Origin of the sequence: Candidatus Pelagibacter sp., from assembly GCF_052049575.1 — a bacterium.
Lineage (GTDB): Bacteria > Pseudomonadota > Alphaproteobacteria > Pelagibacterales > Pelagibacteraceae > Pelagibacter.
The window spans coordinates 509799-535899 of record NZ_JBNGZQ010000001.1 but is presented as its reverse complement, the minus strand read 5'-3'; the positions used below and the strand labels follow the sequence as shown (position 1 = coordinate 535899).

Genomic DNA, 26101 nt, shown 5'->3' with positions numbered 1-26101 from the left:
AATTGAAATATTTATCAAATAAAAATGGATTTTTAGGAGTCGACAATAAATTTAATTTCAAAGAAAAGGTTGTTGTGGTTCCATTTGGACTAGAGAAAACTGTTAGTTATGGTGGTGGCACCAGAAATGGACCTAAAGAAATTATAAAGGCTTCTCATCAAGTAGAATTATATGATGAAGAGCTAAATTGTGAACCTTATAAAAAAATTGGGATTAAAACATTAAAGCCCTTTAAGATTCATAGAAATATCAAAAAAGCTCTCGAGAAAATATCAAATATAAATAAAGAAATTTTAGATAAAAAACTTTTTCCAATCACGTTTGGAGGAGAACATTCAATTACACCCGGATGTATTAATCCATTTGTTAAAAAATACAAAAAAATTTGTCTCTTACACTTCGATGCCCATGCTGATTTAAGAAATAGTTACAATGGTGAAAAGTTCTCTCATGCATCAGCAATAAGAAGGTGCTTAGACCATAAAAATATATCATTAATATCTTTTGGGATCAGAAATATATCAGAGAGTGAAATTCCGTTTTTAAAAAAGAATAAATCAAGAATAAATATTTTTTGGGCAAAAGATAAATCAAAGTGGGATTTAACAAAATTTAAAAAGCTTATAAAAAATAAGACAGTTTATTTAACATTTGATGTCGATGGTTTCGACTCAAGTATCATGCCAGCAACTGGGACTCCTGAACCTGGTGGATTATTATGGGATGAGACACTCAATATAATTAAAATTGCTGCAAAAAATTCAAACATTGTTGGTGCTGACATCAATGAATTAGCACCTATTAAAGGTTTTAATTCATACAACTTTCTTGTTGCAAAGCTCGCTTATAAAATATTGTCTTATAAATTTTTGATTTAAGCTTTAATTGGCTTAAAAGTTTTTAAAAGTAATCTAAATGGTATTAACATTAACAAAGCTACTATTACTTTTACAATCAAATCTCCAAGAGAAAGTGTAACCCATGGCACGCCAGTCCCATAAAATGATATTGAAAAAAACAAAAATGTATCGATTGTTGAGCCAATCATTGAGGATGTTAATGGTGCAACAAACCATTCTTCCTTTCTTAATCTGTCAAATATTTGGACATCTAATAATTGTGCAGTTAAAAATGCAATTCCAGACCCAATAGCTATACGAATAGATATAAGATCTGCAAAATCAGTAGAAAATAAAACTGTAAAACCAATTCCTAGTACAAAGCCAAAATATACAATTTTTCTTGCAACTCTTTTTCCATAAGATCTATTAGCTAAATCTGTAATTAAAAAAGCGATCGGATAAGAGAAAGCTCCGTAGGTTAATATTTCATTTAAACCATAATAATTAATTGGAAATTGAACAAGATAATTAGAGGATAGGACAACAACACCCATCAAAAATGATAGAAGTAAAAACGATTTACTCATTAAGCTATTTTAGATTGTGCAGTTTTTTTTTGAAATGGAGATTTAATTAATAAACTTTTTTTTAATTTTTTTAATCTAGGAGATAAATTTTTATTTTTTACAGATTTTAGAAATTCATCAAAACTACCTTTTTTATCTACTGATCTAACCCCTGCATTACTTACTGTTAATTTTAAGCTTCTTTTTAAAAGTTCACTTGTAAATTTTACTTTTTTTAAATTAGGTAAGAATCTTCTTTTTGTCTTATTGTTAGCATGACTAACGTTATGACCTTTCATTGGATTTTTCCCAGTTAATTCGCATTTTTTTGTCATGATTTGTTCGACTATATAAAGTGAGATATTGATGGCGTCAAGTTTATTAGATTACTCTAATCCTTTTTTCCTACTATTTCATTAAAGTTTTTTACACCATCTTTTAATAGTATTTCCTTCAGTTCTTTTTTAATTAGACCAACAATATTTGGACCTCTAAAAACCATGCCTGTATAAAGTTGTAAATAATCAGCTCCTGCTAAAAATTTTTGATAAGCAGATCTGCCAGAGTCCACACCACCTACGCCTATAATTTTGATTCTGCCTTTTAAAACTTTATAAAATTTTCTGATTAACTCTGAAGACTTTAACTCAATAGGTTTCCCGGATAATCCTCCTTTTTGATGGCTTTGAGAATTTTGTAAATTTTCTCTTGTTGTATCGGATGTGTTAGAAATAATAGCAGCTTCTATCTTGTTATCTAAAAGCACTTCAGAAATTTTCATAATTTCTTTATCATTAATATCAGGTGATACTTTTACCGCTATAGGTGTTTTAGAATTAAGATCTCTCTTCTCTTTTTCTATTAGTTTTAAAAGATCATCTAATTTTTTTTGATCATGAAAGTTTCTTAAATCTTCGGTGTTTGGTGAGGAAATATTAACAGTAATATAATCAGAGACCCCATTAAACATTTTTAAACACTGTATATAATCATTTGTTCTATCTTCTGAGTCTTTATTAGGTCCGATATTTATTCCAAGTAATCCAGTTGGATTATTTCTTTTAATTCGATCTACAATATTTTTTGAGCCTAGATTATTGAAGCCAAGTCTATTTATCAGGGCCTCATCTTCTACAAGTCTAAAAACTCTAGGTTTGGGATTTCCGTATTGCTCTAATGGTGTAACAGTTCCTACTTCGACGAAACCAAACCCTAAATTGAACAATGAATTATATACCTCGGCATTCTTATCAAATCCTGCTGCCATACCAATTGGATTTTCTATTTCTTTATTAAATAATTTAGTCTTAAAAAGAGGATTATTTTTTTCGTCATCTAAAATATTTGGAATAAAATTAAATTTTAGTGACTTTATCGCTAAGCTATGAGCCGTCTCGGGATCTAATTTAAAAATTAAAGATCTTAAATTTGAAAACATTATTTAATCTTATTTAATATAAGATCTTTTGTTTCTTTCACACCAAAAAAACTTATAAAAAAACCCATCCTTGGTCCATTTTCGTCTCCAAAAACTACCTCGTAAATTAATTTAAACCAATCTCGAAGGTTCTCAGTGTATCCATTTTCTTTACCAGTCGAATATATCATTGTTTGAATATCTTCTGGTTTCATTTTGTCGTCACATTTATCTAAAGTTTTTACAAGAGCTTCTAAAGCTTTTTTTTCTTCACTATTAGGTTTTTTGTATTTTTTTTTTAATTTTATTACGTCGTTAAAATATTTTATTGCATAGCCTACTAAATTATCAAAGATAGGATTATCTTTCTCTGAAATGTCTTTTTTATATTTTTTAACAAATTTCCAAAGAAGTTCTTTGTTGTCAGCATTACTTGTTTCGACCAAGTTTAATAACATTGAAAATGACATAATCATATTTTCTTTAGGTACTAAACTATTATGAACATGCCATACAGGATTCATAAGTAGCTGCAACTCATTTTGATTTTTTGCTTTCTCAATCAGATCCAAATAATCATCGACAGTTTTTGAAACTATTTCTTTGTAAAGTTTCTTTGCTCTTTTTGGATTTTGATACATATACAGCGACAAACTTTCAGGAGAAGCATACTCTAACCATTGATCAATAGTGATGCCGTTTCCCTTTGATTTTGAAATCTTTTCTCCTTTTTCATCCAAAAATAGTTCATATGCAAACCCTGAGGGATTTGTTTTTCCAATCAATTTGATAATTTTTGTTGAAAGTATTGCGCTCTCTATAAGATCTTTTCCATACATTTCAAAATCAACATCAAGTGCATACCATCTCATAGCCCAATCAACTTTCCACTGTAATTTACAATTTCCATCATAAATGCTTGTTTCCAAATCTTTTCCATTATTATCAAAAACAATAATAGATTTTTCTTTATTAATATTTTTTACAGGTATTTCTAGAACATGACCTGTAACCGGACAAATCGGAAGAAATGGGCTGTACGTTTTTTGTCTCTCTTTTCCTAGTGTAGGAAGTATTATATTCATTATACCATCATAATTCTCTAAAATAACTTGGAGAGAAGAGTTAAAGAAACCTGATTTATAAAGTGATGTTGAACTTTTAAAATTATATTTAAAATTAAAATTGTTTAAAAATTTTTTTAACATTTCATTATTATGCTCACCAAAACTATCAAATTTTTGAAAGGGATCAGGTACATTAGTAAGCGGTTTGTGTAAATTTTTTTCTAATAATTCTTTTTGTGGAACGTTGTCAGGTACTTTTCTAAGACCATCCATATCATCTGAAAAAGTAATGATTTCGGTGGGTAATTCAGTCAAATGTTTTAGTGCATTTACAATCATTGATGTCCTTGCAACTTCTCCAAAAGTTCCTATATGTGGAAGGCCACTAGGACCATAACCTGTTTGGAGAATTATTTTGCCTTTTTTTTCTATAAAAGATTTTCTTTCTCGAAGCATTTTTTTTGCTTCAACGAAAGGCCATGCACTTGTTTTATCAAAATTCTCTTTTTTAATCATGATTAATTCAAATAAAATCTTAAATTAACGCTTTAACTTATTCTTATAGAGTTGAAATTTATTTACCATAAAATAATGTTCTATCAAAATGTCTAATTATAAAACTGTTTTTTTTACACTTGGAATTCTTCAAATAATTCTTGGAATATTTATGTTGATCCCAATATTTGTTCAATTTTTTTTTAAAGAAATTGACTCCTCTTTTTTTGGTGCCTCAATTATTACAATTATTTTTGGTACGCTATTTTTTTTATCTAATCTTGATCATGATAAGAAGTTAAATTTACAGCAAGCTTTTTTATTGACCGCGTTATCTTGGCTAAGTATCGCAATTTTTGGCTCACTTCCCCTAATATTTTCTGAAGTAAATTTTTCGTTTACCAATGCATTTTTTGAGAGTATGTCAGGCATTACAACAACTGGTTCAACAATCATTCCAAACTTAGAGGAGATGCCCAAAGCAATTTTGCTTTGGAGAGCGATTCTTCAATGGTTGGGTGGTATTGGAATAATTGTTATGGCGATCACTTTGATGCCAATAATGAATGTTGGTGGTATGCAATTATTCAAAATTTCTAACAGTGACTCATCGGAAAAAATTCTTCCTAAATCGAAAGAAATTGCATTGAGATTGATTTATATTTACTCAGGTCTCACTACCCTTTGCGCAATATCGTATAAAATTCTTGGGATGAATACTTTTGATAGTATAACCCATTCTATGACAACAATAGCAACTGGGGGGTTTTCAAACTATAACGAGTCCATTGGTTTCTTTAACAGTTTTTCAATAGAAATTTCAGCAATGATTTTTATTATCTTGGGAAGTTTACCTTTTATCGCTTACATCAAATTCTTAAACGGTAATAGAGGAATATTTTTTTCAGATATTCAAATTAGAACTTTTTTGAAAATAATCTTAATCAGTATTCTGATCTTATCAATTTATTTGTTTTTAGATAAATCGTCTGAACTAAACTTCAGAAAAGTTTTATTCAATGTAATATCAATTTTGACAGGAACTGGATATGTAAATGCACAATTTGATAACTGGGGTGGATTTCCCTTAATTATATTTATAGGTCTAATGTTTATTGGTGGATGTGCTGGCTCAACAACCTGTGGTATAAAAATATTTAGATTTCAAATACTTTATTCATTTGTTTTGAACCAGCTAAAAAAAATTATTTATCCTAAGGGAATTTTTGTTCTAAAATATAATCAAAGTCCTGTAGATGATAAATTTACTGCATCAATTATTTCTTTCATTTATATGTACCTGGTAATTTTTTTTGCGATTACAGCATTATTATCTTTGACAGGTCTTGACTTTATTACTTCAATTTCTGGTGCTGCAACATCTATTTCAAATGTAGGACCTGGCCTAGGTTCAACTATTGGGCCAAACGGAAATTTTTCATCACTACCTGATATTTCTAAGTGGATTTTAAGCTTTGGTATGATTTTGGGTAGATTGGAATTATTTGCAATCCTTGTATTATTTTTACCATCTTTTTGGAGGAATTAAATTTGATAGAAATTAAAAAAAATTCTTTGTCTGAAATGTTCTCGGTTTATTTTGACAAAAGAATGCTCAAAATTTTATTGCTTGGTGCAATATCTGGTTTTCCATGGGTTTTGATTGGAAGTAGTCTAAGTTTATGGTTAAAAGAAGATGGACTAAGTAGATCAACTGTTGGATGGGCTGGATTAATTTTTGCAGTTTACGCATTTAATTATTTATGGGCACCTTTAATAGATAGAATACAAATACCATATTTAACAAAAAAAATAGGTCACAGAAGAGGATGGATTGTTTTGATGCAAATTATCATCTTACTCTCACTCGTTCTTTGGAGTTTACTCGATCCATCAGAAAATTTAGCTTTAGTTGTTTCAGTAGGCTTAATAATTGCTATAGCATCATCAACTCAAGATATAACAGTTGATGCTTTAAGAATTGAACAGATTGGTGAGAATGAGGGAAAATCCATGGCTGCTGGAGCTGCAATGGCGGTTGTCGGTTGGTGGACAGGATACAAGTTAGGTGGAGTACTATCATTATTTGCAGCTGATATTCTACAAAACATTGGATTTGAAAATTATTGGCAACTAACTTTCTTAATTTTGGGGATTTTAGTAATTTTAATGAACATTGGCTTAATGTTCATTGACGAGTCTGGAAATTTAGAGAGACAAAATCAACAAAAAGAAAATGATAAATTGATATCATCTCAATTTAAAAAAGAAAATATATTTACAAAATTGATAACCTGGGTTGCTGGAACAATTAGTGGTCCAATCATTAGTTTTTTTAAAAAAAATGGCTTTTCGATTGCTATAGGAATTTTAGGATTTGTTTTTTTATTTAAAGTGGGGGAGGCATTTCTTGGAAGGATGTCTATAATTTTTTATAAAGAAATAGGTTTTAGTAAGTCGGATATCGCTATTTACTCTAAAACGTTAGGTTGGATCACTACTGTGACGTTTACTCTTTTAGGTGGACTTTTTGTAATAAGATCGGGGGTTTTAAAAGCAATGTTTTTTGCTGGAGTAGTGATGGCAAGCACAAACCTTTTATTTAGTGTGTTGGCTTGGAGCGATAAATCAGAATTTTTATTTGCTATTGCAGTTATTTTTGACGATATAGCTGCTGCATTTGCAACAGTAGCTTTTGTAGCCTTTATATCTATGCTCGTAGACAGAGCCTATACGGCAACTCAATATGCGCTTTTAGCATCGATAGGCACCGCTGGTAGAACAACTTTAGCCTCCTCCTCTGGCGCCCTCGTTGACTGGTTAAATGGTGATTGGGGAGTATTTTTTATTTTAACTGCGCTAATGGTCATACCTTCATTAATAATCCTATGGATTATGAAAAATAAACTACAACTAAGTGAAAAATAATTTTTTAAATAAATCTGTAGCTAATGTTTACATTAAACCAACTTCTAATTCTGAAGTAGTTTCGCAAATTTTATATGGAGAGAAATTTAAGATTCTATTGAAAAGAAAAAAATATTTAAAAATAAAAACTCATTATGACAATTATATTGGATATATTAAAAAAGATAAGTTTTTAGAAAATTTTAAACCCTCACATAAAGTTTCAAAGATTAAATCTAGAATTTTCTTTAAAAAAGGTAAAAGATTTTTGTCTTCAAACCATTATCTATATTATGGATCTGGTGTGTGTATAAGAAATGAAAACAAAAAGTATATTGAATTTAAAAAAAATAAATGGATCAAAAAAAGTGATATCAAAAATATTGATCATTATGAAAAAAATTATATCAAAGTATTCAAATTCTTTTTAAACACAAAATACTTATGGGGCGGAAAAACCTGTGCCGGTATCGATTGTTCAGCATTAATTCAAATTTATTTTTATTACAACAGAATATTTTTTCCAAGAGACACAAAAGACCAAATAAGATTTTGTAAAAGAAAAAGAGGTAAAAATCGACTTAAAGGAGATATCTTATTTTGGAAAGGACATGTTGGTATATGTCTTAATAAGCTTAGATTTATTCATGCTTATGGACCAAAAAAGAAGGTGATAATAATGCCAACAATACAAACAATAAAATTAATTGATAAAACAGCAAATTTAAAAGTTAAAAAAGTAAGTAATATTTGTAATATTTAATCTCTACCAAAGTCAGGTTTGTTAACATCCTGTTTTAATTTAATAATTTTAGACCTAACTTTTTTTGTCTGTGATAATTTTTTTAAGATCGATTTATTATTTTTGGAATTTATATCTTTTTTAAAAGATTTTAAGTTTTTGATAAATAAATCTATTGCTTTTGTAACATTAACTTTGTTTTCAAAAAAAATATCTCTCCACATAATTTCATTTGAAGCAGCTATTCTTGAAAAATCTCTCAACCCCCCGGCACTGTATTTAATAAGACCAAATTTGAGTATTTTTTCAAAATCTTGAGCCGATTTTACTAAATTATAAGCAATTAAATGTGGTAAATGACTTGTGATTGAAAAAACTTTGTCATGTTTTTCAGAGTTCATAATAACAGTTTTTGAGCCCATCTTTTTCCAAAAAGAACTTAAAAATTTTAAATTCTTAGAACTTGTTTTTTTGTCCTTAATTAATACACACCATTTATCCTCAAACATATCAGCTTTTCCAAATTCTGGTCCGCTCACTTCTGATCCAGCGATAGGGTGACTCCTTATCCAATTTATACCACGCTTCAAAAATTTTTTAATAATTTTTGATGATTCTATTTTTGAAGATCCCACATCAGTAATTAGTGTCTTTGGCAAAATAGTTTTATTAATTTTGAGAATGAGTTTTTTATATTCACTCGTTGATGTACAAACAATCACTAGGTTTGAATTTACCAAACCATCTTTGAGTGACTTAACAATTGTTCCGGGTAATTTGAGTCTTTTTATTTTAGTGATATTAGATTTTGATTTTTCATAAATAAATATTTTTTTTGCTATTTTTTTTTTTGAAATCTTCCTTACTAAAGAAGAGCCCAATAATCCACAGCCTATAATTAATACATTTCTCATTTTCTAAATATATTTTGTGTTGCTTTAATAAACTTTATATTCTCCTCTTTTGATCCAATCGTTAATCGTAGCATATTTTTTATTTTATAACCTTTTTCAGTAGATCTTAAAATAATTCCTTTTTTTTTTAATTTTTCATAGAAACTATTAGCTCTTAGTTTGCATTTATTAAAATTCAATAATAGAAAGTTAGCAGAAACTTTGTTTGAGCTAATATCATAATTGCTCAAAAATTTTTTCAGTTTTGATGCATAAAAATAATTATGTTTTACTGAACGTGAAATAAATTTTTTATCCTTAAGTGACTCAATAGCTGCCTTTTGAGCTACTTCATTAACATTGAATGGAGGTTTAATAACATTCAAAGCATCAATAATTTTTTTTGAGCCATATCCCCAGCCAATTCTTAGGGATGATAGTCCGTAGATTTTTGAGAATGTCCTTAATATAAAAACATTCTGCTTATTTTTGAATAAATCTAAACCAGATTTATAGTCTCTATTTTGCATGTACTCTGCATAAGCATCATCTATAACAAGCAAGATATTTTTTCTTAATCTTTTTCTTAAATTAATTAATTCAAAATTATTCAAGTAAGTACCAGTTGGATTATTTGGATTAGCAATAAATACCATTTTAGTTTTATTACTTACTTTTTTAATTATTTCAGAAACAGAAACTTTAAAATTTTTTTCTTTGGCAAAAACAACTTTTGCCCCAACTATTTTTGCATATATTCTGTACATTAAAAAACTAAATTGAGGAAGAATTACTTCATCTTTTGGTTTAAGGAAAAGTTGGCATAACATTTGAATAACTTCGTCTGAACCAGCTCCACAAATTATTTTTTCTTTGTCACAACTAAATTTTTTTGAGATCTGACTTCGTAATTTTTTAGACTTTCCATCAGGATATCTGAAAAGACTTAATTTTTTATTTGATATTGCCCTCTTGGCCCTGACACTAACTCCTAGAGCTGATTCATTTGCCGAAAGTTTAATGATTTTATTAAAACTCTTAATAGTTGATTTGCCAGGTTGATAAGCCTCGATATTAAATCTTTTAAATTTTATAGTTGTCATCTTTTAAATTTTAGCCTCTTTATAAATAAAATAACAATTTTTCATATAGAATTAGTTCAAATTATTTAAAAATTGACATACTAAATAACATCTTGTACAAAATTTATGCGCTGATTTACCTGAATTGCGAGCGCTTTAAAAAAACCGCTAAAAAAGTTTTTTTTCTCACAATTCAATAATTAGCATTAATAATTATGAATATTAAAGAGAATATAAAAACGCTTGTTATTAAAAAACCGTTGAAACTTGATTGTGGTAAAACGATTAATAATTTTCCACTCGCATATGAAACTTATGGTTCGCTTAATAAAAACAAAGATAATGCAATCCTTGTTTTTCATGCGCTTACTGGTGATCAATTTGTTACGGGTATTAATCCCGTCACAAAAAAAGATGGCTGGTGGTCTTACGCAGTGGGCCCTAACAAATCAATAGATACAAATAAATATTTTGTTATTTGTGCAAATGTAATAGGTGGTTGTATGGGCTCATTTGGTCCAAGCCATAAAAATCCTGATACAAATAAAATTTACGGAACCGATTTTCCTGTAATTACTATTAATGACATGGTCAACGCACAAGTAAATTTATTAGATCATTTTGAGATAAAAAAACTTTTTTCAGTTGTTGGTGGATCAATGGGAGGAATGCAAGTTTTACAATTTATAAGTAATTATCCGGATAAAGCTAGTACAGTTGTACCGATTGCATGTACCTCCAGTCACTCTGCACAAAATATTGCTTTTAATGAATTGGGTAGACAAGCGATAGCATCAGATCATAATTGGTCAGACGGAAGATATTTATCTAATAATACTCTTCCTGATAAAGGGTTATCAGTAGCAAGAATGGCTGCTCATATAACTTATTTGTCTAAAAAAGGTTTACAAGAAAAATTCGGAAGAAAACTCCAAGAGAGAGATGCTCTTAAATTTGGGTTTGATGCAGATTTTCAAATAGAGAGTTATCTAAGATATCAAGGATCGGTTTTTGTAGATCGATTTGATGCTAATAGTTATCTTTATATCACAAGAGCAATGGATTATTTTGATCTAGTTAAACAATTTGATGGTAATTTATCTAATGCATTTAAAAAAACTAAGGCTAAGTTTTTTATAATATCTTTTACCTCAGACTGGCTCTATCCGACCCAAGAAAATAAAGATATAGTTATCGCTCTTAATGCAATTGGTGCTGATGTTGGATTTGTTGAAATAAAATCTGACAAAGGTCATGATTCTTTTTTATTAGATGTTCCAGACTTTTTAAAAACCCTTAAAAATTTTTTAGATAAGTCTTACTTAGAAAGATAATGGTGAAAACAGAGTATAAAATAATAGTCGATTTAATAGAAGAAAAAACAAGAGTTTTAGATGTTGGCTGCGATGATGGAGCACTAATGGAGTCATTAAAAAAAAATAAAAGTGTTGATGTGAGAGGGATTGAGATTTCAAAGGATAAAGTTCAAACCTGTGTGTCAAAAGGACTTACTGTAATTGAAGGAAACGCGGAATTGGATTTAAAACAATTTCCAAATGATTCTTTTGATTATGTTGTCCTAGGTCAAACTTTGCAAGCTTTCGTAAATCCTGAGATTGTTATAAAAGAACTTTTAAGAGTTGGAAAAAAAGCAATCATAACAATTCCAAATTTTGGTCATTGGAAAGTAAGATTAAATTTGCTTATCAAAGGAACAATGCCAATCACAGAATCATTACCAAATGATTGGTATAACACCCCAAATATTCATATGTGTACTATTAAAGATTTTGTTAAATTTTCAAAAATTATAAACTTTAAAATCTTTAAATCTCTAGCTCTGACTAATAAAAATATATCAAATATTAATAATTCTAATTTATTTTATAAAAATTTATTTGCAGAATTAGGTATATTCTTAATTGAAAAATAAGATGAGAATAGAAATAATTAAGTGTTTACAAGATAATTATAGTTACTTGTTAATCGATGACACTAAAAATATTGGATGTGTTGTTGACCCTGGTGAGGCAGCTCCAATTATAAAATATGTTGAAAGTAATAATATCGAGTTAAAATATATTCTTAATACTCACCATCATTATGATCATGTAGGTGGCAACTTAGAATTAAAGAAAAGATATAATTCTAAAATAGTTGGATTTAAAGAAGATAAAGATCGTATTCCAGAAATTGATGTGTTTGTGAAAGATAATCAAAAATGGAAAGGCGAAAATTTTGAGGCGAAAATTTATCACATACCAGGTCATACAAGTGGGCATATTGCCTTTCATTTTTTTTTGGAAAAAAAAATTTTTACTGGGGATACCTTATTTTCTTTAGGATGTGGTAGAATTTTTGAGGGAACTTATGAACAGATGTTTAATTCATTAAAAAAATTAAAAGAACTTCCAAAAGATACTCAGATATATTGCGGCCATGAATATACATTACAAAATTCAAAATTTTGTGAAACAAATGATCCCGATAATTTAAATTTAAAGAGTAAAATTAAAGAAATTAAAGAAAAAATAAAAAATGGCCAACCCACCATTCCATCAATTTTATCTGATGAAATAGAATGTAATATATTTCTTAAAGCTAAAGATGTCGAAAGTTTTTCAAAATTAAGAGATTTAAAGGACAATTTTTGATTTATAAAACTTGACTATAGTCTTGCTCAGACTATATTGCCTTAACAAAATTTAGAGTATTTATATGTCGTTCGCAGTCATAAAAACAGGTGGTAAACAATACAAAGTCAAATCTGGAGAGATTTTGAAGGTTGAAAGATTAACAGATATCAAAGCTAATTCAAAAATAGAATTTAATGAAATTTTAGCTTATGGAGATGACAGTAAAATAGAAGTTGGAGCCCCAATGGTAAGTGGTGCAAAAGTTGAAGCTGACTTAATTAAAAATAGTAAAAATAGGACTGTATTAATTTTTAAAAAAAGAAGAAGACATAACTCAAGAAGAAAAAATGGGCATAGACAGGAATATTCTATGATTAGAATAAATAAAATTTTTTCGAAAGATGGTAAAATTCTTTCAGAGGCTGAAAAAGTTTCTAAGGTAACAAGAAAGACAGAAATAAAAAAAGAGGCTGGTAAATAACTAGTAATTAATTATGGCAACAAAAAAAGCAGGCGGATCTTCTAGAAATGGACGTGATAGTGCTGGGCGAAGACTTGGTGTCAAAAAGTATGGTGGCCAATCTGTTATACCAGGAAACATTATTGTAAGACAAAGAGGTACAAAAATATTTCCTGGAGAAAATGTGGGAATGGGTAAAGATCACTCAATTTTTTCAGTAATAAAAGGTAAAGTAGTTTTTAAAAAAACAAAGTCAGATAGAACTTTTGTTTCAGTAAAACCCAATTAATAGTACAACTTAAAATATTGTTGTATTATGAAATTTTTAGATCAAGTTAAAATTTTTATTAAAGCTGGAAACGGTGGAGATGGTTCTCCGAGTTTCAGAAGAGAAAAATTTATAGAATATGGTGGTCCAGATGGTGGTGATGGTGGAAAAGGAGGTTCAGTAATTTTAAAAGCTGAACAGAATTTAAATACATTGATTGATTTCAGATATCAACAACATCATAAAGCAAAGAGAGGTGGGAACGGTGCAGGACAAAACCGAACAGGCAAGAGTGGTGAAGATTTGATTTTAAAAGTTCCCTTAGGGACGCAAGTTTTTGAGGAGGACAACAAAACACTAATTTACGACTTTACAAAAATTAGTGAGGAGTTTATCGCTGCTGCTGGTGGTAGAGGTGGATTGGGCAATACAAGATTCAAAAGTTCTACTAATAGGGCTCCAAGGAAATTTACAAAAGGAACTCGAGGAGAAGAGTTTACAATTTGGCTTCAATTGAAAACAATAGCTGATATCGGGATTATAGGATTACCTAATGCAGGTAAGTCAAGTTTATTAGCATCAGTTACTAATGCAAATCCTAAAATTGCAAACTATCAATTTACCACTTTAAATCCAAATTTGGGAGTAGCAAGTTATGATAATAAAGAAATTACTATAGCAGATATACCAGGATTAGTAGAAGGGGCTCATAAAGGTACAGGCCTTGGAATTCAGTTTTTGAAACATATTGAGAGATGTAAATCTCTTTTACATTTAATTGATATTACAAGTGAAGATTTAAAAAAAAGCTATCAACAAGTAAAAAATGAGCTTAAAAAATATAGTAACAAACTCACTAAAAAAAAAGAATTAATCGTGTTGAATAAAATAGATCTTATTGATGAAAAAGAAGTTAATCACATAATTAAAGATTTTAAAAACAATACTAAATCAGAAGTTATTGCAGTATCAACATTCAATAAATCTTCAGTATCAAAAATCAAATCAAAATTATTGAATTATGTATCTTAAAAACTCAAAAAAAATTGTTGTCAAAATCGGATCTTCACTTTTAGTTGATCGAGATAATAAAATAAGAAAAAAATGGCTCTCTAGCTTTGCGAAAGATATAAAAAAATTAAGATCGAACAATCAAAAAGTTATAATTGTTTCTTCAGGCGCAATAGCCCTTGGATGTAAAAAAATGAATTATAATAAAAAAAATCTTAAGCTAGATAAAAGTCAAGCAATTGCATCTATAGGACAAATTGAATTGATGAATTTGTTTTTAGAAACGTTTTCAAAATATAAATTAGATATTTCTCAAATTTTACTTACCCTTGACGATACCGAGGAGAGAAGAAGATCAATTAATGCAAAAAGAACCTTTGAAAACTTATTTGATCTTGATTTCATCCCTATTGTTAATGAGAATGATACTATTGCTACATCTGAAATTAAATATGGAGATAATGATAGACTTGCTTCTAGAGTTGCCCAAATTACAAATGCAGATACCTTAATATTACTCTCGGATGTAGATGGCTTATACACAAAAAACCCAAAAAAATTCAAAGATGCTCAGTTAATTAAGAAAGTGGTTGATTTAGACAAAGTTATTAAGAGTATAAATATCAAAGGTATGACAGAATTAGGAAGTGGTGGCATGAATACAAAAATCGAAGCTGCTAAAATTTGTAATTTGGCTGGTTGCAATATGGTAATAGCAAATGGGTTAAATCTTAATCCTATCGATCGTATCCAGAGTGAAGATAACTGCACTTGGTTTATTTCTAAAATATCTAAAATGCATGCAAGAAAAAAGTGGATAATCAGCTCGATTTCTCCTAAGGGTGAACTTATAATTGATGATGGGGCAAAAAAGGCTCTTCATAGTGGAAAAAGTTTATTAGCGGCTGGAATTAAAAAAGTGGTCGGTAGATTTAATAAGGGAGACCATATTAAAATTTTAGATAATAAAAAAAAAGAGTTTGCTCGTGGACTTAGCTCTTTTTCATCCAAAGAAATAAATTTAATTATGGGCTGTCATTCGAATGAAATACAAAAAATTTTAGGATACGTGTCAAAATCTGAGGTAGTACATAAAGACGATATGGTAGAAATCTAATGAGAAAGATATTAATTAATATTGGTGAAAAATCAAAACAAGCATTTGCTCAACCAATAGATACTTATAAAAAAAATAAAGTTTTAAGTGATTATCTTAAAATGATAAGAAAAAATAAGCATTTAATTCTTAAAGAAAATAAAAAAGATGTAGATCGGGCTATCAAAATAGAGCTAAGAGATAATTTAATAAATCGACTAATTTTAAATGAAAAAAAAATCTTGGGTATTATTAATTCAATCCAAAAAATAATTAAGTTAAAGGATCCAGTTCATAATGTTATTGAAAGATGGAAAAGACCTAATGGACTTGTATTTTCAAAAATATCAATCCCGATAGGAGTAATAGGTGTAATTTATGAAAGTAGACCAAATGTAACCTCGGATGTAGCATCATTATGTTTTAAGTCTGGAAATCCAGTTATTTTGAAAGGTGGCACTGAGGCCTTTTATTCTAATAAAATTTTATCAAATTTATTCAGAAAAGCTTTGAAGATTAATAAAGTTAATCAAAACTTTGTTCAATTCATTGATATAAAGAATAGAAAAGTAGTAGATTTTTTACTCACTAAAATGACTAATTTTATTGATGTAATCATACCAAGAGGAGGTAGAAATTTAGTTAAAAAAGTACAAAACATTTCCAAAATTCCAACTATTGGTCACTTAGAAGGTGTTTGTCATTCATATGTAGATAAAGATGCAGATCCCAAAATTGCTACCAAAGTAATAGTAAATGCAAAACTAAGAAATACAGCGATTTGTGGAGCGACTGAAACAATTTTGCTAAATGAGCGTATAATCAAAAAGTTTGGAGCCCATATATTAAAGTTATTAGAGGAAAAAGGTTGTCAAATTATTGGTGATAATAAAATACGAAAAATTTATGTAGGTAAAATCAAAAAAGCATCAATCAAAGATTGGTCAAAAGAATATTTATCTGCAACCGTTTCTGTAAAATCAGTCAAAAACTTACAAGAGGCTATTTCTCATATTAATAAATATGGAACTATGCATACTGATTGTATTATTACTAAAAACAAAAAAACTGCTAAAAAATTTTTAATGGAGGTTAAAAGTTCAATCGCAATGCACAACACATCTACACAATTTGCAGATGGTGGTGAATTTGGATTTGGTGGTGAGGTTGGAATTTCGACAAATGTTCTTCCACCAAGAGGCCCTGTAGGACTTGGACAACTAATTTCCTACAAATATCAAGTAACAAGTAATGGTAAAATTAGAAAGTAAATTGGTTAGAAGAAGAAATAAAATAGGGATCCTAGGTGGATCCTTCGATCCTGCACACAAAGGTCACTTAACAATCTCAAAAGAAGCAATTAAAAGATTTGAATTGCGAATGGTTATTTGGGCAATAACAAAAAAAAATCCTTTTAAAAAAAAGACGCATACAAGTTTGGATAATAGAATCAAGCATTGCAAAAAAATTATTGGATCAAATAAATTAATTAGGGTAAAATTTTATGAAGACACAATTAAATCGAATAAAACTTTTGATTTAATAAATCATATTTCAAAGAACAAAAAAAATAAAATTTATTTTATAATGGGAGCTGATAATTTAATAAAATTTCACAAATGGTATAAATGGGAATTAATTTCACAGAAATGTAAAATAATAGTATTTGATAGGCATGGTTTTAAAAAAAAATCACTAAATTCAACTACATATAAAAGATTAAATAGAGAAAATTTGAAATTTATTGAATTTGAAAAGGTCAATATTTCTTCTTCTCAATTGAGAAAAATTTGATATGGTTTAGTTAATTAATGGACAAAATTTCTGATTTAAAAAAAATCATAATTCAAACTTTAGATATCAATAAAGCATTAGACATTGTTAGCATCGATCTTAAAGATAAAAGCTCGATGGCTGAATACATGATTATTGCAAGTGGTACGTCATCTAGACATATCCAGTCACTTTCTGAGCAAGTTTTAGAAAAATTCAAAGATTATGGAATGAAAGATTCAAAAATTGAGGGAAAAGATAGCACGGAGTGGAAACTGGTGGATGGAATAGATCTAATTGTCCACATATTTCATCCAGAAAAAAGAAAATTTTATGAACTAGAAAAAATGTGGTCAGAATTTATTCCAAAAGAAAAACTTATAATATGAGGAAAATTTTTTTTATTGTCAGTATATTTTTACTAAAGTTTTCAACTTTTAATCCTGTTGTTGCAGCTGAAAATGATGTTTATAAGAAAATAGATTTATTTGGAGAAGTATTAGAAAAAATTAATAAAGAATATGTCGATGAAATAAATCAATCTGAAAGTATGGATGCTGCAATAGATGGTTTGCTTCAATCACTAGATCCTTACTCAGCATATATGTCACCTGAAATTTTTAACGAGATGCAGACTGAAACAAGTGGTGAATTTGGTGGCTTGGGAATAGAAGTAAATATGGAGTCTGGGGTTGTAAAAGTAATTTCCCCTATTGACGATACTCCAGCGTCTAGAGCTGGAATTAAAGCTGGTGACTACATCATAAAAATAGATGATATTCAAGTACAGGGTAAATCTCTAAGTGAGGCTGTAGATTTGATGAGAGGACCTGTAGGTTCATCAATTATTTTAACTGTAAGAAGAATTGGACAAAAAAAGGCTCTAACATTTGAAATTGTAAGAGAAATAATTCAAATTAAATCAGTTAAAGCTGATCTTTTAAAAAATAACATTGGTTATCTTAGATTAACTTCTTTTAATGAAAATAGTGGTGATCAAATAAGAGAGCAAATTAGAGAATTTGAAAAAAATGAAAATATAAATTCATATATACTAGATTTAAGAAATAATCCTGGAGGGTTGTTATCACAAGCTGTAAAAATATCAGATTTTTTTTTAGATAATGGGGAAATAGTATCTACCAAAAGTAGAAAAGCCTCTGAAAATAGAAAATGGTTTGCCAAAAAAGGAGACTTGATAGGTGGCAAAACTTTGGTTGTATTAATTAATTACGGTTCTGCATCTGCTTCAGAGATAGTTGCTGGAGCACTACAAGATCATAAAAGAGCAATTATTTTAGGTGAAAATAGTTATGGAAAGGGTTCAGTGCAATCAATTATTCCACTAAAGAATAAAGGAGCAATAAGGCTCACTGTTGCAAAATATTACTTGCCGTCAGGCAAATCAATTTCTGAGGTTGGAGTAAGTCCTGATATTGAGATTGATGAAGATACGGATGAATTTAGGATTAAGACAGATACCGATAATCAACTAAGCTACGCATTAAAACTTTTAAACGGATAAATGAAAGAACAATATAAACATCTACCACTACGTAGTGGTGTAGGCATTGTTGTTCTTAATCAAGAAAATAAAATTTTCGTTGCAAGAAGAATAGACAACCCAAAAAACTTCTGGCAAATGCCACAAGGAGGTATTGATGAAGGTGAGGATTTTCTTGCCGCTGCATACAGGGAGTTAAAGGAAGAGACTAGTATTACAAAAGTAGAGCTAATTAAAGAATTAGATGGTTTTATAACATATGAATTACCAGATCACCTATTAGGTATAATTTGGAAGGGTAAGTATAAGGGACAAAAACAGAAATGGTTTATAATGAAGTTTACAGGAAAGGATAGTGAAATAAATATTAAAACAAAAAAACCTGAATTTCTTGAATGGAAATGGATTGATTTGGAATCTTTAACAAAAGTTGTGGTAGATTTTAAATTGCACGTTTATCAAGAAATTAAAAAAAAATTAGAGTTATTATTAATTAATCGATCTTAGAACTTCGACTTTTTGATCAGCTAAATATTTAGCCTGATCACTGATCTCAGATTTACTTGCTTCCGCTTCAGCTTTTTTGAGTAAATCCCCTTGTTTAGATTTATCTAAATCTGTCACAGAAAATATTGTGCTTGTTAAGATAGATAAATTATTATTTTTAAATTCGATAATTCCATCTTCTACATAATAATTTTCATCACCTGATTTCGAAAATACTTTAATTATCCCAGGTTTTAAAAAAGAAATAATAGATATGTGATCTTTTAAAATCCCCATTTCACCCTCAAATGCAGGCACAACAACCTCTAAAACATCCTCTTTAACTAAAAAGGATTTTTCCGGGTTTACAATTTCAATTTTAAACTCTTCACTCATTAAGCAGCAGCTTCTTGTTCCATTTTTTTAGCTTTCTCAATTGCCTCTTCAATCGTGCCTACCATATAAAACGCTGCTTCAGGTAAATGATCATATTCACCTTTACAAATAGCATCAAAGCCTTTGATGGTTGAGTCTAAATCTACCAATTTTCCTGGTGATCCTGTGAAAACTTCTGCAACAAAAAATGGCTGAGATAAAAATCTTTGAATTTTTCTTGCTCTAGCTACAACCAGCTTATCCTCCTCAGATAATTCATCCATACCTAAAATGGCTATGATATCTTGTAATGATTTGTAAGATTGTAATATTCTTTGCACATCTCTTGCTACTCTATAATGTTCATCACCAACAATTCTAGGGTCTAGAATTCTTGAAGTTGAGTCTAGCGGATCAACAGCAGGATATATTCCAATTTCAGCTATTTGTCTTGAAAGCACTGTTGTTGCATCCAAATGAGCAAAAGATGTAGCCGGAGCAGGGTCAGTTAAATCATCTGCAGGTACATAAATTGCTTGTACTGAGGTAATTGATCCTTTGTTAGTGGTAGTAATTCTCTCTTGAAGATTACCCATATCAGTTGCTAATGTTGGTTGATAACCAACTGCAGATGGAATTCTACCCAAAAGGGCTGAAACCTCTGAGCCTGCTTGGGTAAATCTAAAAATATTATCAACAAAGAAAAGTACATCTTGTCCCTCTTGATCTCTAAAATATTCTGCTACAGTCAATCCAGTAAGTGCCACTCTAGCTCTAGCGCCTGGGGGTTCATTCATTTGTCCATAAACTAATGCTGCTTTAGATCCTGGTCCGTCCTGTTTGATTACACCAGACTCAATCATTTCATGATAAAGATCGTTTCCCTCCCTTGTTCTTTCTCCTACACCAGCAAAAACTGAAAAGCCACCATGTGCTTTTGCAACGTTATTGATTAATTCCATAATCAAAACAGTTTTTCCAACACCAGCGCCGCCGAACAAACCAATTTTTCCCCCTTTTGCGTAAGGCGCAAGCAAATCAATTACTTTAATACCAGTAACAAGAATTTCAGTTTCAGTCGATTGATCATTGAATTCAGGAGCACCTCTATGAATTGGCCAGCTCTCTTTAGTTTTTACATCTCCTCTTTCATCTATTGGCTCTCCAATCACATTAATAATTCTTCCAAGAGTTTCGGGTCCTACTGGAACTTGTATGGGAGCATCGGTATTTATTACCTCATCACCTCTTTTTAAACCTTCAGTAGCATCCATTGCAATAGTTCTAACTGTAGTTTCACCCAAGTGTTGCGCTACTTCTAAAACTAATCTGTTGTTTCCATTTTTACATTCCAATGCTGTTAAAATTTCTGGAAGTTCTCCATCAAATTTAACATCTACTACTGCTCCAATAACCTGTGTAATTATTCCTTTGCTCATAATTATAAACTTTCTGCTCCTGATATGATTTCTATTAGTTCTTTTGTAATTGCTGCCTGACGACTTCTATTATATTCGATAGTAAGTTTGTCAACCATTTCACCTGCGTTACGGGTAGCATTATCCATTGCACTCATTCTGGACCCTTGTTCGCTAGCTGAATTCTCCAACATTGCCTTAAATATTTGTGTTGAAATATTTTTTGGTAGTAAATTGTTTAAAATTTCATCTTCATCTGGCTCAAATTCATAACTTTCATCTGAATTATTTTGATCCTCTTCATTGTTTAAGGGTATAATCTGTTGAGCTTGAGGTAATTGAGTGATTACATTTTTAAATTGATTATAAAAAATTGTACATATATCAAACTCACCAGCCTCAAATTTTTCAATTATGATCCTTCCAACTTTATCGGCATCAAAATAATTTGCATTTTTAGATTCTTTAAAAGATATATTTTCAATAATTTTATCTCCATAAACTCTTTTTAGTTGGTCATTTCCTTTCGACCCTACAGTAATAATCTTTAATTGTTTACCCTCGTTTAAAATTTTTGAGAAATAACTTTTCGCTTTTTTAATGATGTTAGAATTAAAACCACCACAAAGACCTCTGTCTGATGTCATTACTACACATAAGTGAACTTTATTTTCACCTGTCCCAGATAATAATTTTGGAGCATTTTCTTTATCAGATATGCCATTAGATAAGTTTAAAATAATATTATTCATTTTTTCTGAATAAGGTCTTCCTCTCTCAGCACTTTCTTGAGCTCTTCTTAATTTTGCTGCTGCAACCATTTTCATAGCTTTCGTGATTTTTTGTGTAGACTTTACACTCGCTATCCTTTTTTTGAGATCATCTAGACTTGCCATATTATATTAAGATTTAAGGGTTCCTTTCAGCTGAGTAATTACTTCTACCAATAGCTTTTCTTTATCTTCATCAAGTTTTCCAGTGCTTTGAATTGACTCAATTATTTCAGGTTTATCTGATTTACATTTATTAATAATTTTGCTTTCAAACTCCGATACATCTTTTAAATCAATATCATCGAGATAACCTTTAACACCACAGAAAACTGATATTACTTGCTCAGCAACAGTTAATGGTGAATATTGTTTTTGTTTTAGAAGTTCAGTTAGTTTTGAGCCCCTATTTAAAAGTTGTTGTGTAGATGCATCCAAATCAGATCCAAATTGAGCAAATGCTGCCATTTCTCTATATTGTGCTAATTCTAGTTTCATCGATCCCGAAACTTTTTTCATAGCTTTTGTTTGAGCTGATGATCCAACTCTAGATACTGATAATCCAACGTTAATTGCTGGTCTTATACCTTGGTTAAATAATTCTGTTTCTAAGAATATTTGACCATCAGTAATTGAAATTACATTTGTAGGAATAAATGCAGAAACATCTCCTCCTTGTGTTTCAATAATTGGAAGTGCTGTTAATGAACCACCACCGTGCTCGTCGCTTAACTTTGCAGCTCTTTCAAGTAATCTACTATGTAGATAAAATACATCTCCCGGATAAGCCTCACGGCCTGGAGGTCTTCTCAATAATAGAGACATTTGTCTATACGCAACAGCCTGTTTAGATAAATCGTCATAGATAATAAGTGCATGCATTCCATTATCTCTAAAATACTCACCCATGGCACATCCTGTATATGGAGCTAAAAATTGTAATGGCGCAGAATCTGATGCTGTAGCTGCAACAATAGTTGTGTACTCCATTGCACCTGCTTCTTCTAAAGTTTTTTGAATTTGTCTTACCGTTGATCTTTTTTGTCCAACTGCAACATAAATACAATATAATTTTTGCTTTTCATCACCGGATTCATTTATTTTTTTTTGATTAATAATTGCATCCACAGCAACTGCAGTTTTACCCGTTTGTCTGTCACCAATAATTAATTCCCTTTGACCTCTTCCAATTGGAACCAAACTATCGATTGATTTTAATCCAGTTTGCATTGGTTCATTGACTGATTGACGAGGAATAATTCCTGGTGCTTTTACTTCTACTCTAGTTTTTTTAATATTCTTATCAAATGAACCTTTTCCATCAATAGGATTACCTAAACCATCTACAACTCTTCCTAACAATTCCTTTCCAACAGGAGTATCAACAATGTTACCAGTACGTTTTACTACATCACCCTCCTTTACATTTCTATCATCACCAAAAATTACAACACCAACGTTTTCACTTTCTAAGTTAAGAGCCATCCCTTTTGATCCATCTGAAAATTCCACCATTTCACCAGCTTGTACATTATCCAAACCATAAATTCTTGCGATACCATCTCCAACTGATAATACCTGCCCTACTTCTGCAACTTCGGCTTTTTCACCAAAATTTTTAATTTGTTCTTTTAATATTTTTGTAACTTCTGAAGGATTTATTTCCATCTATGCCTCTATCATTCTATTTTCGATTTGCTGTAATTTATTTTTAATTGAGGAATCAACCATAGTACTTCCAACTTGAACTACCAGGCCTCCTATTAAACTTTCATCGTATTTGTAGTTTAATTTTATTTTAGAGCTAAAATTTACTGATAACTCATCTGTAATTTTTTTAATTTCATCACTTGATAATTTTTTTGCTGATTTCAATTCAGCTATAATCTCACCTCTTTTTTGGGAACAAATTTCAATAAAACTTTTAAGAATTCGTTCTATAAAAAAGAAACGTCTCTTTTGAATTAAGAAATTTAAAAAATTTTTAAATAAATTATCAAATTTATTATTAGAAGCTATTTTATTTATCACTTTTGAGAGATCCTCTTGGCTAGTAGTGGGATCTTTAATTAAATTAAAAAAATCTTTACTTTGATTAATAAGATTTAATACAGATAAAGATTGTTCTTCTATCTGGCTTAATAAATTATTTTCTTCTGAAAGCTCAAAAAGTGCGAGAGAATACCTTTCAGCTGAAGAAATTGAAAATCCTGTATCTTTGCTCAACTTGTTTCCTATATAATGTTGAAGATTATTAAAAATTCAGGCTTTAATTAACATATGACCCTTGTGTCTTCAAGTGACTGATACGTCAAAAATGCCTCTTTTTATTGGTTAATTGAAGTTTATTGGATCAACATCAACTGAAAGTTTTATTCCCTTAAAAAATTTATATTTTGGAATAATTTTAGCTAAAGAATTTTGCATTTTCATAGATTTTGATCCTCTTATCAAAAGTCTCATCCTAAATTTTTTTTTTATTCTAAATATTGGTGCATTTACAGGGCCCAAAATTTTTCCATTAATTTTGTTTTCAATAAAATTTTTAAAGTTAAAAGCATCTTTTTCTAATTTTTTTTCATTTTCTCCTGTGAGAATTAAAGAAATAAATCTTTGATAAGGAGGAAGTTTATTTTTTTTTCTTATTTCTAACTCTCTTTCTAAAAAGATATCTGGATTTTTATTTGTTATTTCAGAGATCATTTTTGAATTATTTTCATAGGTTTGAAAATAAACTGTCGCTGGATTTCCAGTTCTTCCAGCTCTTCCTGAAAGCTGATGATAAAGTTGTAAATTCTTTTCAGCTCCTCTTAAATCATGACCATGAGATGAAAGATCAATATCTACAACAACAATACAATTCAAGTGAGGAAAATGAAAACCTTTTGATATTAATTGAGTTCCTACTAAAATTTGAATTTCATTATTAATTATTTTTCTAATTTTTTCTTTTGAGTCCTTTTTATTCATCGTATCACTTGAGAAAATTTCAATTTTTTTACCAGGAAACTTTCTTTTTACTTCCTCAGAAATTCTTTCAACACCTGGTCCGCTAAAAATAAATTCACAATTATCACCTTTCTTACAATTTCTTTTTAACTCTGATTTGAAACCACAATAATGACATATCAAATTATTTTTATTCTTATGATAAACCAAATTTATTGTACAATTTGGGCATGTGAAGCTTGAAAAACATTTTTTACATAATGCGTTAGGTGAAAAACCTCTTCTATTCAAAAAAAACAAAATTTGATCTTTTTTTTCAAGATGAAAATTAACTTTTTCAATTATCTTCGCTGATAACCATGATTGCTTCTCAAGTTTTGTATTATTTAAATTAATGATTTCATAATTAGGTAGTGCTGCATTTCTGTATCTTTCACTAAGTCTAGAGACTTCATATTTTCCCTTTTTAATATTTTCAAAAGTTTCTATGGAGGGAACTGCTGTGATCAAGTTAACAGGAATATTTTCAAATGATGCTCTTGAAATCGCCATGTCTCGAGCATTATATGTGATACCTTCATCTTGCTTGAAAGACTGATCATGTTCCTCATCAACAATTATTATTCCTAATTTTTCAAACGGTAAAAATAAAGAAGATCTTGCACCAATGACAACTTTAATTTCACCACAGGAAATGCCACTCCAAATTATTTCTTTTTTTTTTTTTGAGATACCAGAGTGCCAAATCGCTGGATTAAATCCGAAATATTCTGAAAATTTTTGCTCAAACTGACTGGTCAAACCTATTTCTGGTAAAAGAATTAATGATTGAAAACCCTTCTCTATTAAAGATTTTAACGCCTCAAAATAAACTAAGGTCTTACCCGATCCTGTTGTTCCTTGTAAAACATGAACTCTAAATTTTTTATTTGAATAACCCATTTTTTCTAAAGATTTGATTTGATTGATAGATAGTTTAAAGGAATTTTTTTTTATTTTATAATTATACGGTTCATAAATTTTTTTTTCCATTTTTTCTATCGCATTACTACTCAATAAAACTAGCTTTAATGCCATTCCTTTTGGTATTAAATTATACTCAGCAAACCAATTTAAAAAATTTATTGTGTCTTTCTTTAGTGGAGCTACGTCTAATTTTTTTTGAATACTTTTTATTGTAAATTTTTTATTGTCGTTTTTTTCAAATTCATCCCACACAACACCTGTTATTTTAGATTTTCCAAAAGGGACTAGAACAAATTCACCTAGCTTAAGATTAATTTCACTTTCATAAGTAAAAGGATGATTAAAAATATTAGGTAGTAGAATCGGGTATTTCATATT

Annotated in this window: 28 protein-coding genes; 16 read left to right on the top strand and 12 right to left on the bottom strand. The window is 29.5% G+C overall.

The features are described 5' to 3' along the window. The first annotated feature begins 2 nt into the window (after positions 1 to 2). Complete coding sequence (speB, locus tag ACTT9C_RS02820; RefSeq protein ID WP_440922989.1) at positions 3 to 878, top strand: agmatinase; 876 nt, start codon at positions 3 to 5, stop codon at positions 876 to 878. Here speB and ACTT9C_RS02815 read toward each other — a convergent pair. Genes ACTT9C_RS02815 through ACTT9C_RS02800 form a run of 4 tightly spaced genes read right to left on the bottom strand, consistent with a single transcriptional unit; the run spans position 875 to position 4408 of the window. After that, a complete protein-coding gene (locus ACTT9C_RS02815; protein ID WP_440922988.1) occupies positions 875 to 1429 on the bottom strand; it encodes a queuosine precursor transporter in 555 nt (184 codons plus the stop codon). The two genes, speB and ACTT9C_RS02815, sit on opposite strands and share 4 nt — an antisense overlap. Next, complete coding sequence (gene rpmB / locus ACTT9C_RS02810) at positions 1429 to 1743, bottom strand: 50S ribosomal protein L28 (protein WP_440922987.1); 315 nt, start codon at positions 1741 to 1743, stop codon at positions 1429 to 1431. The genes ACTT9C_RS02815 and rpmB overlap by 1 nt, the downstream gene beginning before the upstream one ends. A gap of 56 nt (positions 1744 to 1799) precedes the next feature. Continuing rightward, positions 1800 to 2846, bottom strand: coding sequence for a quinone-dependent dihydroorotate dehydrogenase (locus ACTT9C_RS02805; protein WP_440922986.1), 1047 nt, complete (start codon positions 2844 to 2846; stop codon positions 1800 to 1802). Then, a complete protein-coding gene (locus tag ACTT9C_RS02800) occupies positions 2846 to 4408 on the bottom strand; it encodes a lysine--tRNA ligase (protein WP_440922985.1) in 1563 nt (520 codons plus the stop codon). The genes ACTT9C_RS02805 and ACTT9C_RS02800 overlap by 1 nt, the downstream gene beginning before the upstream one ends. A gap of 88 nt (positions 4409 to 4496) precedes the next feature. Between ACTT9C_RS02800 and ACTT9C_RS02795 the strand changes: the two genes are divergently transcribed. From ACTT9C_RS02795 to ACTT9C_RS02785, 3 genes are read left to right on the top strand one after another with little or no spacing between them, the layout of a single operon-like run. Further along, complete coding sequence (locus tag ACTT9C_RS02795) at positions 4497 to 5936, top strand: TrkH family potassium uptake protein (protein ID WP_440922984.1); 1440 nt, start codon at positions 4497 to 4499, stop codon at positions 5934 to 5936. A 2-nt stretch (positions 5937 to 5938) separates the two neighbouring features. Further along, positions 5939 to 7315 (top strand): AmpG family muropeptide MFS transporter, encoded by a 1377-nt coding sequence (locus ACTT9C_RS02790; protein WP_440922983.1) that lies wholly within the window; start codon positions 5939 to 5941, stop codon positions 7313 to 7315. After that, entirely contained in the window at positions 7305 to 8057 is a 753-nt protein-coding gene (locus ACTT9C_RS02785) for a C40 family peptidase (protein ID WP_440922982.1), read from the top strand. The genes ACTT9C_RS02790 and ACTT9C_RS02785 overlap by 11 nt, the downstream gene beginning before the upstream one ends. On the opposite strand, the gene ACTT9C_RS02780 is transcribed toward ACTT9C_RS02785, so the two are convergent. Together ACTT9C_RS02780 and hisC are read right to left on the bottom strand one after the other, a co-directional pair. Then, positions 8054 to 8950, bottom strand: coding sequence for a prephenate dehydrogenase (locus ACTT9C_RS02780; protein ID WP_440922981.1), 897 nt, complete (start codon positions 8948 to 8950; stop codon positions 8054 to 8056). The two genes, ACTT9C_RS02785 and ACTT9C_RS02780, sit on opposite strands and share 4 nt — an antisense overlap. Then, positions 8947 to 10032, bottom strand: a complete 1086-nt coding sequence (gene hisC / locus ACTT9C_RS02775) for a histidinol-phosphate transaminase (protein ID WP_440922980.1) — start codon at positions 10030 to 10032, stop codon at positions 8947 to 8949. Before hisC ends, ACTT9C_RS02780 begins: the two co-directional genes overlap by 4 nt. Positions 10033 to 10226: 194 nt before the next feature. Between hisC and metX the strand changes: the two genes are divergently transcribed. The 12 genes from metX (at position 10227) to ACTT9C_RS02715 (ending at position 19266) form a co-directional block, all read left to right on the top strand. Further along, positions 10227 to 11345, top strand: a complete 1119-nt coding sequence (gene metX / locus ACTT9C_RS02770) for a homoserine O-acetyltransferase MetX (protein WP_440922979.1) — start codon at positions 10227 to 10229, stop codon at positions 11343 to 11345. Positions 11346 to 11347: 2 nt separating this feature from the next. Next, complete coding sequence (gene metW / locus ACTT9C_RS02765) at positions 11348 to 11944, top strand: methionine biosynthesis protein MetW (protein WP_440923118.1); 597 nt, start codon at positions 11348 to 11350, stop codon at positions 11942 to 11944. Between the two features lies 1 nt (position 11945). After that, positions 11946 to 12665, top strand: coding sequence for a hydroxyacylglutathione hydrolase (gene gloB / locus ACTT9C_RS02760; RefSeq protein ID WP_440922978.1), 720 nt, complete (start codon positions 11946 to 11948; stop codon positions 12663 to 12665). A gap of 64 nt (positions 12666 to 12729) precedes the next feature. Further along, on the top strand, positions 12730 to 13128 hold the full coding sequence (gene rplU, locus ACTT9C_RS02755; protein WP_440922977.1) for a 50S ribosomal protein L21: 399 nt from the start codon (positions 12730 to 12732) through the stop codon (positions 13126 to 13128). 13 nt (positions 13129 to 13141) lie between these two features. Continuing rightward, positions 13142 to 13396 (top strand): 50S ribosomal protein L27, encoded by a 255-nt coding sequence (gene rpmA, locus ACTT9C_RS02750; protein ID WP_085149425.1) that lies wholly within the window; start codon positions 13142 to 13144, stop codon positions 13394 to 13396. A 27-nt stretch (positions 13397 to 13423) separates the two neighbouring features. Then, a complete protein-coding gene (gene cgtA / locus ACTT9C_RS02745) occupies positions 13424 to 14407 on the top strand; it encodes an Obg family GTPase CgtA (RefSeq protein WP_440922976.1) in 984 nt (327 codons plus the stop codon). Further along, entirely contained in the window at positions 14397 to 15503 is a 1107-nt protein-coding gene (proB, locus tag ACTT9C_RS02740) for a glutamate 5-kinase (protein WP_440922975.1), read from the top strand. Before cgtA ends, proB begins: the two co-directional genes overlap by 11 nt. After that, positions 15503 to 16753, top strand: coding sequence for a glutamate-5-semialdehyde dehydrogenase (locus ACTT9C_RS02735; RefSeq protein WP_440922974.1), 1251 nt, complete (start codon positions 15503 to 15505; stop codon positions 16751 to 16753). The genes proB and ACTT9C_RS02735 overlap by 1 nt, the downstream gene beginning before the upstream one ends. Then, positions 16734 to 17276 carry a nicotinate (nicotinamide) nucleotide adenylyltransferase gene (gene nadD, locus ACTT9C_RS02730; RefSeq protein WP_440922973.1) on the top strand — a complete coding sequence of 181 codons (543 nt, stop codon included), beginning with the start codon at positions 16734 to 16736 and terminating at the stop codon, positions 17274 to 17276. Before ACTT9C_RS02735 ends, nadD begins: the two co-directional genes overlap by 20 nt. Before the next feature lie 17 nt (positions 17277 to 17293). After that, positions 17294 to 17644 (top strand): ribosome silencing factor, encoded by a 351-nt coding sequence (gene rsfS / locus ACTT9C_RS02725; protein ID WP_085149447.1) that lies wholly within the window; start codon positions 17294 to 17296, stop codon positions 17642 to 17644. Further along, entirely contained in the window at positions 17641 to 18780 is a 1140-nt protein-coding gene (locus ACTT9C_RS02720; protein WP_440922972.1) for a S41 family peptidase, read from the top strand. Before rsfS ends, ACTT9C_RS02720 begins: the two co-directional genes overlap by 4 nt. Further along, positions 18781 to 19266, top strand: coding sequence for an RNA pyrophosphohydrolase (locus ACTT9C_RS02715; RefSeq protein ID WP_440922971.1), 486 nt, complete (start codon positions 18781 to 18783; stop codon positions 19264 to 19266). Here ACTT9C_RS02715 and atpC read toward each other — a convergent pair. The 6 genes from atpC to priA form a co-directional block, all read right to left on the bottom strand. Further along, complete coding sequence (gene atpC / locus ACTT9C_RS02710) at positions 19249 to 19641, bottom strand: ATP synthase F1 subunit epsilon (RefSeq protein WP_440922970.1); 393 nt, start codon at positions 19639 to 19641, stop codon at positions 19249 to 19251. The two genes, ACTT9C_RS02715 and atpC, sit on opposite strands and share 18 nt — an antisense overlap. Next, entirely contained in the window at positions 19641 to 21059 is a 1419-nt protein-coding gene (atpD, locus tag ACTT9C_RS02705) for a F0F1 ATP synthase subunit beta (protein ID WP_440922969.1), read from the bottom strand. The genes atpC and atpD overlap by 1 nt, the downstream gene beginning before the upstream one ends. A gap of 2 nt (positions 21060 to 21061) precedes the next feature. Continuing rightward, entirely contained in the window at positions 21062 to 21934 is an 873-nt protein-coding gene (locus tag ACTT9C_RS02700) for a F0F1 ATP synthase subunit gamma (protein WP_440922968.1), read from the bottom strand. 6 nt (positions 21935 to 21940) lie between these two features. Then, positions 21941 to 23476: a F0F1 ATP synthase subunit alpha gene (gene atpA / locus ACTT9C_RS02695; protein ID WP_440922967.1), complete on the bottom strand. Its 1536-nt coding sequence runs from the start codon at positions 23474 to 23476 to the stop codon at positions 21941 to 21943. Next, positions 23477 to 24034, bottom strand: coding sequence for an ATP synthase F1 subunit delta (atpH, locus tag ACTT9C_RS02690; protein WP_440922966.1), 558 nt, complete (start codon positions 24032 to 24034; stop codon positions 23477 to 23479). A gap of 108 nt (positions 24035 to 24142) precedes the next feature. Continuing rightward, a complete protein-coding gene (gene priA / locus ACTT9C_RS02685; RefSeq protein ID WP_440922965.1) occupies positions 24143 to 26098 on the bottom strand; it encodes a replication restart helicase PriA in 1956 nt (651 codons plus the stop codon). Positions 26099 to 26101 lie beyond the last annotated feature (3 nt).

Bases quoted from the DNA above. Each gene is read 5' to 3' on its own strand.
- ACTT9C_RS02720 (WP_440922972.1), top strand. From the start codon at position 17,641: ATGAGGAAAATTTTTTTTATTGTCAGTATATTTTTACTAAAGTTTTCA.
- atpC (WP_440922970.1), bottom strand. From the start codon at position 19,641: ATGAGTGAAGAGTTTAAAATTGAAATTGTAAACCCGGAAAAATCCTTT.
- ACTT9C_RS02780 (WP_440922981.1), bottom strand. From the start codon at position 8,950: ATGAGAAATGTATTAATTATAGGCTGTGGATTATTGGGCTCTTCTTTA.
- ACTT9C_RS02795 (WP_440922984.1), top strand. From the start codon at position 4,497: ATGTCTAATTATAAAACTGTTTTTTTTACACTTGGAATTCTTCAAATA.
- ACTT9C_RS02715 (WP_440922971.1), top strand. From the start codon at position 18,781: ATGAAAGAACAATATAAACATCTACCACTACGTAGTGGTGTAGGCATT.
- ACTT9C_RS02805 (WP_440922986.1), bottom strand. From the start codon at position 2,846: ATGTTTTCAAATTTAAGATCTTTAATTTTTAAATTAGATCCCGAGACG.
- atpD (WP_440922969.1), bottom strand. From the start codon at position 21,059: ATGAGCAAAGGAATAATTACACAGGTTATTGGAGCAGTAGTAGATGTT.
- rpmA (WP_085149425.1), top strand. From the start codon at position 13,142: ATGGCAACAAAAAAAGCAGGCGGATCTTCTAGAAATGGACGTGATAGT.
- ACTT9C_RS02700 (WP_440922968.1), bottom strand. From the start codon at position 21,934: ATGGCAAGTCTAGATGATCTCAAAAAAAGGATAGCGAGTGTAAAGTCT.
- proB (WP_440922975.1), top strand. From the start codon at position 14,397: ATGTATCTTAAAAACTCAAAAAAAATTGTTGTCAAAATCGGATCTTCA.
- atpA (WP_440922967.1), bottom strand. From the start codon at position 23,476: ATGGAAATAAATCCTTCAGAAGTTACAAAAATATTAAAAGAACAAATT.
- gloB (WP_440922978.1), top strand. From the start codon at position 11,946: ATGAGAATAGAAATAATTAAGTGTTTACAAGATAATTATAGTTACTTG.
- ACTT9C_RS02800 (WP_440922985.1), bottom strand. From the start codon at position 4,408: ATGATTAAAAAAGAGAATTTTGATAAAACAAGTGCATGGCCTTTCGTT.
- ACTT9C_RS02735 (WP_440922974.1), top strand. From the start codon at position 15,503: ATGAGAAAGATATTAATTAATATTGGTGAAAAATCAAAACAAGCATTT.
- priA (WP_440922965.1), bottom strand. From the start codon at position 26,098: ATGAAATACCCGATTCTACTACCTAATATTTTTAATCATCCTTTTACT.
- metX (WP_440922979.1), top strand. From the start codon at position 10,227: ATGAATATTAAAGAGAATATAAAAACGCTTGTTATTAAAAAACCGTTG.
- rpmB (WP_440922987.1), bottom strand. From the start codon at position 1,743: ATGACAAAAAAATGCGAATTAACTGGGAAAAATCCAATGAAAGGTCAT.
- nadD (WP_440922973.1), top strand. From the start codon at position 16,734: ATGGTAAAATTAGAAAGTAAATTGGTTAGAAGAAGAAATAAAATAGGG.
- rsfS (WP_085149447.1), top strand. From the start codon at position 17,294: ATGGACAAAATTTCTGATTTAAAAAAAATCATAATTCAAACTTTAGAT.
- rplU (WP_440922977.1), top strand. From the start codon at position 12,730: ATGTCGTTCGCAGTCATAAAAACAGGTGGTAAACAATACAAAGTCAAA.
- hisC (WP_440922980.1), bottom strand. From the start codon at position 10,032: ATGACAACTATAAAATTTAAAAGATTTAATATCGAGGCTTATCAACCT.
- ACTT9C_RS02815 (WP_440922988.1), bottom strand. From the start codon at position 1,429: ATGAGTAAATCGTTTTTACTTCTATCATTTTTGATGGGTGTTGTTGTC.
- cgtA (WP_440922976.1), top strand. From the start codon at position 13,424: ATGAAATTTTTAGATCAAGTTAAAATTTTTATTAAAGCTGGAAACGGT.